We start from the raw sequence: 7,897 nt of genomic DNA, 5'->3' as shown, positions 1-7,897 counted from the left end.
CTTTCCAACCATTGGCACTCTTTGAAGAATTCAAAGGCTTCAGCACGGATGAGAATGTCAATCCAAACTATATCATTCCTAAGCAATTTATGTTCCGTCTACAAAAGCTCATGGATGAGTATGTTGGTGGTGCAGGCTCTAACTTTGCAACCAACGAGGCCTCGTTGACTCGTGGAGCAGAGCTGTTAGGCTTCCTCAAAGAAGACTCAGAGAAACTGGCCGCTAGAGATCTGTATGAACTGTTGAGAGTTTGGGAAAACAAACACAGATTATGGCAAGCAGAAGCCCACTTGCGCGCAGTGGAGTTCCGTAAAGAAACCCGTTGGCCTGGCTATTACTTCCGCACAGACTATCCGACATTGGATGAAGAAAACTGGCTTTGCTTCGTCAATATGAAGGTTGATCCAGCGACTAATGAATGGTCAGTCTTCAAACGTCCAATTATCAATATGTTTGGCGTTGAGTAACACTTGGTTAAGGTAATAGATTAAGACAATCAAATCCTCAGGTCTAGCTTTATTATTAAGGATTTGATTGAACGAGAGATGGGTACATATTCAAATTCTGTACCCATCTCTTTATTTTGTAGCTTGTGAATAGCATTTTGTTATTCTCTATGACTTGTAGAGTAATTATAAAGCGGAATGAGCAAGAATTCAATAGGCAATGGAGAGTTATCTGCTCTGTGTTGCGACATTGTCTGTAAGAAAAATCAAATCTTATGAAGGGGACACTATACTTAAATAACCCATCCATAGAAAAATAAAATATTGTTCTTAACTATATGTCGAAATTATGTTCATGAATGCCCAAAGAAAAAGCTATCTCTTAGTATGTGATAGCTTTTTCTTTGGGCATTCTTAAAAGATTTGAATTCGATGAATGTTAAAGCTATCCCAGTTACCCACATGAGTTAGTTTAGGTTTAGGCACTCATATGATAATAGTAATGATAATCAGTATATAAAATTAGAAAGCTCGATGCAAAGCTCATTACTTTGAGTACTCTGGTATCTGACATATCGAGTATGAATATTTCTTCTCAATTCATAGCGGTTATTTCTATTTTATTAGAAGAAAGCTACAAATCCTAGCAAACAACAAAATATGCATAATTGCGACATATTAACTCAATATTAACAAGTTTCACCATATGATATAGTGATTACGAGAATATTGACTTAGTATGGTCGCGATGATAATGTCTAATTGTGAGTATAGTCACATAGTGGAGGAGGCCAAGAATATAGAAACTTGTAGCGCTACTTGGTGGAAAGTTAACATCCTGAATTGTTCCATGATTCACAATGTACAAGTGTATTTTTGATGTTCTTAACTGTACCTGAAGGTCTTAAGGCCACTAAAAATTATTAGTTTAACCTTAGGAGGTCAAACAAAAATGATTGAAAATTTCGTAACGGCGGCCAGTTCATTGTTTACTGCAACTAATGTTGCAGTGGCCCAAGCAACTGGTGCACCAGGAGTACCATGGTGGGTATGGCCCCTAGCCTTACTGGTTACAACCTTTCTTATTGGTATTGTAGCAGCTTTAGCTGGGGTTGGTGGTAGTGTACTGTATGTACCAATAGTCAGTAGTTTTTTCCCGTTTAACTTTGATTTTATTCGTGGATCTGGCTTATTTGTAGCTCTTGCATGTTCGTTGTCTGCAGCCCCTAAATTATTAAAATCAAATTTGGCTAGCTTACGTTTGGTAATACCATTAGCTTTGATAGCCTCAGCATCTAGTATTGTAGGCGCGTATTTAGGACTTTCGTTACCACAAAATGTTCTTAAAATCTTACTAGGTCTCTTGATTACGTCAATAGCATTATTGTTTGTTTTTTCTAAGAATAGCGAAATTCCAAAAATCGGTCATCCTGATGCCTTAACACGCTATTTTAAAATTGGAGGCGCTTACCTTGAGTCTTCAAGTGGTCAGGATGTTAGTTGGACTATATGGAGACTCCCGATTGGACTGGTACTCTTTTGTGGTATTGGAATAATTGCTGGAATGTTCGGGATCGGTGCAGGTTGGGCTAATGTGCCAGTACTTAACTTACTCTTGGGTGCACCTCTTAAAATTGCCGTAGGTACTAGTATGTCACTGTTAGCGATTACAGATACCTCAGCCGCGTGGATATATTTGAATCAAGGTGCAGTGCTTCCGATGATTACAATTCCATCTGTTATAGGGATTATGATTGGTTCTCGCATAGGTGTTAAGATTTTGAATAATGCCAGACCTAAATCGGTACGTTATATCGTTATTCTCATGTTATTATTTGCTGGATTAAAGCAATTGCTTAATGGATTAGGATGGGGGTAATTACTATGAGTATTCAAACACCTGCTCCAAGTAGTAATACGCAAAGTGCCCAAAGTGAAGAAGATATTATCCTAAGTAATGTGGAAGTAAGTCCGGAACAGGATAGATATGCTACTATTTTATTAGTTTGTTCATGGACCGGAATTTGTGTAATGGCGATTACTTTCTTGTTGTACATGTCTGGTTCTTTTAATCCACTGGTTGAACCTTCAAGCATGCCCCTTTATTGGAGTATGAACGTACATCAATATGCGCAGGCAACGCATGCTCCAACTGGTTGGGCTTGGTTGAAACTAATCAATCACGGAGATTACTTAAACTTAGTCGGTTTAGCATTTTTGGGTATAGTCTCAGTTTTAGGTTATAGCTCACTTTTTATAGAGTACTTGCGTAAAAAGGATCTCCCATATGCAACAATGGTTGGGTTAGAAATTCTTGTTATAGTCTTAGCCGCATCGGGTGTTTTACGTATCGCAGGGTAGTCCAACTTAACAACAGTAAACAACAGACGATTATATGCCCCAACGAGGCCATAAAGGTTTTGTGGGGCATATTTTATGTAAAGTTTTCCCCTAGGGTGTTAGTAGAAAAATTCAGTCGCTGTGAGTATTATGATTTATATTGAAACATATCACATTGAATAAAAAAAAGCAACGGAATATCGCTTGAAGAATACAACCGACTAATTAAGCTTAATTTTTTTCTTAAACGTTATGATGTACTCGAAAAATTATGTTATAATCAATAAAAGTATCCAGAAAGAGGTGTTTTGAGTGACTGACTCAACGTATAATGTACTTCTCTATTCCGATGGATCACATCAGGCTTTTTCGGCGGCTGTTTACACTGCAGATCTTCTGAAGAATATGCCTAATATGCATTTAACTGTTGTTCAGGTACAAGAAAGTGACGTTGTTTCTCCGGAGGATAAATATCGTTGGATAGATACTTGGCCAGCTCACCCCACATCAGATTGGATGGAACGAATTATCAACGAAACGGATGTGGACAATAAAAAACAGTATCTTGAGATATTGACTAAAACTAATAAAATATTCACCGATAGAGCACAAAACGTCGGTCATCATGTAATTTATTCTAATACCAGTATATCGGATACAGTTGACGCGATAATTGATTATGCTACGAAAAATTCTTTCAAGCTAATAATTATGGGCACGCGGGGGCTAACCACTTTAAAAGGACTAATTTTCGGGTGTTTAGCACATAATGTGCTCAATCGGTCTCCCATTCCGGTGTTGTTAGTAAAAAAGCTTCCTCAGGAATTTATTGATAATTACTGCTTAGAAAATGAGCTCTAAGAAATATTCAATAAAGACATCTTGGCTCCCATAGGGAAACTGTTTGGATTCTCAGCTGAACGTTCTCTTGGTCTACAACTAAGGATAATTAAGGTTATATAAATCCAAAATTAGGTTTTCACTGTACAATCTGAGAAATTAATTAACGGCCCCGAAGAGATGACAAATCTCTTCGGGGCTTCGCTTTGCTAAAAACGAATAAACTAAGACCACAAATTGGGGGAGTTGAGGCCGAATATATACGAGTAAGCTTCTTTTTTTTAAAAAAACTGGAATAGTACAAGTTATGTCATAAAGAATTATAATAATTAGGTTTATTACTATTGAAACAGAAGTTCGATAAGGGAGAACTTCAAAGATCGCTTTCAATTATAATAGTGGTCAAATATTAATGGTTGATAAAAAACGGATGGACAAGAGTAGAATGTAGATTATATATATAATGCGGACTATAGATATAATCGCTTTTCTTGGTATATTACGCCTATTATTAAAGCGCACAGTGCTGGCAGAAAGAAGCTGTCTCTTTCGTTATTGATATAAATTACATGCTCGATTAATGAAACTCTTGAGCTCATTTTGAAGGAGACTAAAGGAACTCTGTAGGGAGATATAGTAAACAATTTCAATATAATAGACGTTGATAATTAAGCAGAGTTTAATATTTTCTAAAATACGTATGTTTACGACATAATAGCTTAATATTTTACGAATTGGCCATAGCGTATATCGATTACGAGCATATTGATTTGCTATAGACACTAAACTCTCACGATGCTAATCTTGAATTAAAGTTAACGAACTCATAAAGGAGGTGAGTGGAATGGTCATGGGTGTTGTTGCAATTCTCGTTATGGTTGCCGTTTTTGGGATTGTTATTGTTGACTACAAGTCACAACTTAAATGAGGAGGACTGGGTCATGTTGTCGAAAGCCAAAGCACCATTATCATCGATTCATACGAACAACACTAAAGCTCTTAAACTATTATAAAAAAAGCAGCCTCTAAAGGCCGCTAAGAAATTTGATCAAGAAATATTATATCACACTAAATTAGGGAAAGCGAGGCTGCAGCTTTACCTTGAAGTAAGCCCAGTGTACTTTTCGATTAAAAAGGCCGGGCGATTGTAGCCGCTTTCCTGTCCATGAACCACTTTAACTACTCACATCACGAAAGAGCCTTGATTATGTTAACTGATAAAATACACTTGGCCTAGTGAAATTATTCACTCCCATATCAGGAATGTATTTCTGAGCAAGTTTCTCTGCTAGGCCTAGTGAAATTCTTCACGTCTTAACTTCAAATTTATTTATTATGGACTGAGGGTGTAAGGAATAGCAACTTGCGGGTTGCTCAAAATTCTAAGTAATCAATTTATCATTGAAAAGAGTTTGCATTAGCCTTAAATCCTGAAAGGTGGGATTCAAATTGAACTTAACACGATTTAAATATATACCTTTAGTCGGAACTGTTAAAAACTACAAAGTAGAGTATTTTAGAAAAGACTTGATTGCCGCCCTGACAGTTGCAGTAGTAGCAATTCCACAGTCTATGGCCTATGCACTGATTGCGGGTGTTAACCCGGTTTATGGTCTATACACTTCTATAGTATCAGCTATTATTGGATCCGCATTTGGTAGCTCAAAACACTTGGTCACTGGACCTACCAACGCTATATGTCTCTTAGTGGCAGGCAGTATGAGAAACTACATGGGACTTGATAATGCCTACCAGTTGCTTTTTTTAATGACGTTTCTTGTAGGCGCTTTACAAATCACTTTTGGCGCTATTAAGCTTGGTAAGGTGATAAATTTTGTGTCCCATACCGTCATTGTCGGTTTTACAGCTGGTGCGGGAGTATTAATAGCCCTCGGACAACTTAGTACTCTACTGAGCATACGCATTGAACACTCAGCAGAAATGCCAACGACAATGAAATTTTATTACGTCATGACTCACTTAAACCAAACAAACTTATATGCATTGGGACTTGGACTGATGACGATAGCGATTATATTACTATGCAAAAGAATTAATAAAAACCTGCCAGGAGCCTTAATAGGAATTGTAATTCCAGTAATTTTTATAGTAATTTTTTCATTGGAACAGAAAGGTGTAAAACTCACAGGCCATATTCCTTCCTCCTTGCCTCCTTTCAAAATGGTACAATTCAGCTTTGATTCCTTTAAGAATGTTTTTAGTGGGGCTATTGCAATTTCCATCATCGGTTTAGTTGAAGCCATATCAATCTCGAAATCAATTTCTAGTACTTCACGACAAAAAATTGATGCTAACCAAGAATTTGTCGGTCAAGGCTTAGCCAATCTAGTATCATCGTTCTTCCAGTGTTTTCCGGGATCTGGATCCTTTACACGTTCTGCCATTAATTATCACAATGGAGCTGTTAGCCGATTCTCAGGAATTCTATCGGGTGTGGTTGTTGCCTTAGTGCTGGTTTTCTTTGCCCCATATGCTCAATATATTCCTAATCCATGCCTTGCTGGAGTGATCCTAGTTACAGCATATAGCCTGGTAGACCAACATGAAATCAAGAAAGTCGTAAAAGTCGGCAAGTTCAACTCTGATTCAATAGCCATGTGGGTAACATGTTTTGCTACAATTTTAATGCCAGACCTTGACTATGCAATTTACACGGGAATTGTTTTGTCCATCCTCTTGTACTTGAAAGATACAAATAAAGTACCTGTCAAAATTCTGATTCCTACACAGGGTAAAGAGTCACAAGTTATTGAACAAGAGGTAAAATCGGTCAAGGAAAAGGTAGATATCATAATTGTTCAATTAGAAGGAAATCTTTACTTCGGCTCAGCTTCTGATCTTGAAGAGAAACTTGATAACTTAGTCGATAAGGCTAAAGTAATCATCTTAAGAATGAAGTACGTCACAACTATTGATTTGACAGCACTTAATGCAATAAAGGTCTTTATTAGAACGGTAAAAGAAGCTGGTGGGATTCTAATCATAAGTGGTGTGAGGTCTGAGCATAAATCAATGCTAAAGAATTCAAATCTTGTTTCTGATATCGACGGAGAAAATATATTTATGTCTGAGAATGAAATTTTCGCATCTTCTACGAATGCTTTAGAGAGAGCAAGAGCTACTCTTAACTGCGGCATTGGAGAGAAGTCTGAGAAGTCGGCGGCGTGTACGCTGATTGAGTCAGTTTCAACGTTTAAGGGCACGAATACTAGTTTTTTCTAGATGATCAACATCACCAAGTATCATACAGCAAAAAGTGTGATATTTGGGTTTGGGTACTTGGTAATGACCATTAATACAGAAAGGCGGGATTCGAATGTCCAGCATAACCCTTAATTCACCTTTAATTGATAAAATGAAGATGGAATCTGGAGAAAGATCTTACCCCATTTGGCTATTAGTTAATCCCAAATATCCCGCGGTACGCCACGACATTTGGACACCAATATTAGATGAGGTTCAGGACAAAGTATTTCGAAAACTCCATACAAGGATAGACACAGAAAATATTTTCGTAAAAAATGCTGTAAGTGACATTGGAATCGTTCCTAATACTTTAAATTGGTGGGCAGCCGAAGTAGCTAAAGAAATCGAGATGTTTCGGGAAAGTGTGCTTGAACATCAGCCTAAGATTCTCATTACATTTGGTGCATTCCCCTATGAATTTGTACGGCGTGTTTTTGAGGTCAAGCCACAAAAAGGACCAAAGTATTGGAGTACTTCTAACTTGAGAAATGAATTCGAACAAGCAATCGAAAACTTTGATATTAACAGAACGAATAAAATTCCTTTACTTCGTCGAGTTCTTACGAGTGGAAAGTTCGTTGAGGATCGCAATTACTCAAGTCGTAAGGATAGCGAGAATTATTTTCGAGATGTTGGAATAAGGATAGCTGAAAAAATCATCGAGAATAAGGATAGTCTTAATATCTGGATTGAATAGACTGTTCCATATATGGTAATTTTATACAAAAACGTAAACAACTAAAGCGAAGAGAAGTCATATTTAGACTAACATCTATGGATGACCAGATGATTTGAACTAAAAGGGTTTAAAAGGTAGAAGATAGCCCCGAAGAGAAAAAACGTCTCTTCGGGGCTATCAAATGTTAAGGTGCAATAATATAGAAGGATTTAAATTATCAACAAGAATATGTTCAATTTTTATATATTTGCTTGTAATTGGGTGAGCATGATAAACTATACGTATATAAATAGGGGATTTCTATTGTGCGTACCTAATTAGTGGA

The 7,897-nt window shown here is 37.1% G+C and carries 5 protein-coding genes and 1 pseudogene; all 6 read left to right on the top strand.

The genetic code is table 11. The features are described 5' to 3' along the window. Positions 1–467: pseudogene (locus tag DSOL_RS21175) on the top strand (adenylyl-sulfate reductase subunit alpha); the annotation flags it as partial. 931 nt (positions 468–1,398) lie between these two features. Next, the gene (locus tag DSOL_RS21170) at positions 1,399–2,325 is read left to right on the top strand and encodes a sulfite exporter TauE/SafE family protein (protein ID WP_075366772.1); all 927 of its coding nucleotides are present in this window, start codon (positions 1,399–1,401) and stop codon (positions 2,323–2,325) included. Positions 2,326–2,330: 5 nt separating this feature from the next. Beyond that, positions 2,331–2,807: a DUF1634 domain-containing protein gene (locus tag DSOL_RS21165; RefSeq protein ID WP_075366771.1), complete on the top strand. Its 477-nt coding sequence runs from the start codon at positions 2,331–2,333 to the stop codon at positions 2,805–2,807. 291 nt (positions 2,808–3,098) lie between these two features. Then, positions 3,099–3,647, top strand: a complete 549-nt coding sequence (locus tag DSOL_RS21160) for a universal stress protein (protein ID WP_075366770.1) — start codon at positions 3,099–3,101, stop codon at positions 3,645–3,647. Positions 3,648–5,075: 1,428 nt separating this feature from the next. Then, positions 5,076–6,869, top strand: a complete 1,794-nt coding sequence (locus tag DSOL_RS21155) for a SulP family inorganic anion transporter (RefSeq protein WP_075366769.1) — start codon at positions 5,076–5,078, stop codon at positions 6,867–6,869. 94 nt (positions 6,870–6,963) lie between these two features. Continuing rightward, entirely contained in the window at positions 6,964–7,590 is a 627-nt protein-coding gene (locus DSOL_RS21150; protein ID WP_075366768.1) for a hypothetical protein, read from the top strand. The last annotated feature ends 307 nt before the right edge of the window (positions 7,591–7,897 follow it).

Source organism: Desulfosporosinus metallidurans (genome assembly GCF_001936615.1).
Taxonomy (GTDB): domain Bacteria; phylum Bacillota; class Desulfitobacteriia; order Desulfitobacteriales; family Desulfitobacteriaceae; genus Desulfosporosinus; species Desulfosporosinus metallidurans.
The sequence above is the reverse complement of the archived record's forward strand: the minus strand, read 5'-3'. Positions and strand labels throughout refer to the sequence as shown.

Coding starts and splice junctions, on each gene's coding strand:
- DSOL_RS21170 (WP_075366772.1), top strand. CDS start 1,399: ATGATTGAAAATTTCGTAACGGCGGCCAGTTCATTGTTTACTGCAACT.
- DSOL_RS21165 (WP_075366771.1), top strand. CDS start 2,331: ATGAGTATTCAAACACCTGCTCCAAGTAGTAATACGCAAAGTGCCCAA.
- DSOL_RS21150 (WP_075366768.1), top strand. CDS start 6,964: ATGTCCAGCATAACCCTTAATTCACCTTTAATTGATAAAATGAAGATG.